The organism is Oleiphilus sp. HI0132 (assembly GCF_001635845.1).
Map to the genome: position 1 here is coordinate 1 of NZ_LWGJ01001502.1, position 697 is coordinate 697.

A 697-nucleotide genomic window follows, 5' to 3' on the forward strand; every position below is an offset into this window, starting at 1 on the left:
CAGAACCGGTGTTAGTTTCGCTAGAATTGCTGCACTCTTTATTGATTGGCCGGAAATTTTAATCTCGGAACCCTGGAGGGTCGACTTTCTGACACCAATGGGCGTAGCTTCTTCATTTTGCTTTGAGGTATTAACTTTGCCGAAGACAATCAGCTCTCTACTCTTGGCGTCACTATTTATAATATTATCGATATGGCGGGTACGGAAAGAGCGCCCTGTAGAGAGTAAATAAATTGACTCAAGTAAGCTGGTTTTACCCGATGCATTTTCGCCCCAGATAAAATTTAAAGACTTACTAAAAGAAACACTCAGATCGTGGAGGTTTCGAACGCTCTTTATTGATATTGACGATAAGGACATAAATTAACTAAAGGCTCTACGAAAAAGGACATAGAACCATAAATGATGTGCCATATTCTAATGAAGCATATTCAGTCGATCATCAACAAACATATCTAGCTCAGGCGCTAATATATGAACATAGCGATCGAAATACAAAAATTGCTTTAATAACAAAGCAAATTCTCTAGGGAAGTGGATACCATTCTGCTCACCAACCTTAACCATATCCATTAGCACATTATTAATATCATCTTCACCCTGCGTCTCGAACATCGCTGTATCGGGGACCATCACATCTAGTTTATTAAACACTCGACGTAAATCGTTTGCTAAGTCATCAACAATGACATCTTTA

General features: G+C 38.9%; 1 protein-coding gene and 1 pseudogene. Both read right to left on the minus strand.

Translation table 11 applies throughout. The annotated features are described in order from the left end of the window. Positions 1–360, minus strand: a 360-nt coding sequence (locus A3766_RS23175; RefSeq protein ID WP_156509067.1) for an AAA family ATPase, incomplete at its 3' end; no start/stop codon positions are given. A gap of 57 nt (positions 361–417) precedes the next feature. Further along, positions 418–697 (minus strand): annotated as a pseudogene (locus tag A3766_RS23180) (AarF/ABC1/UbiB kinase family protein); the annotation flags it as partial.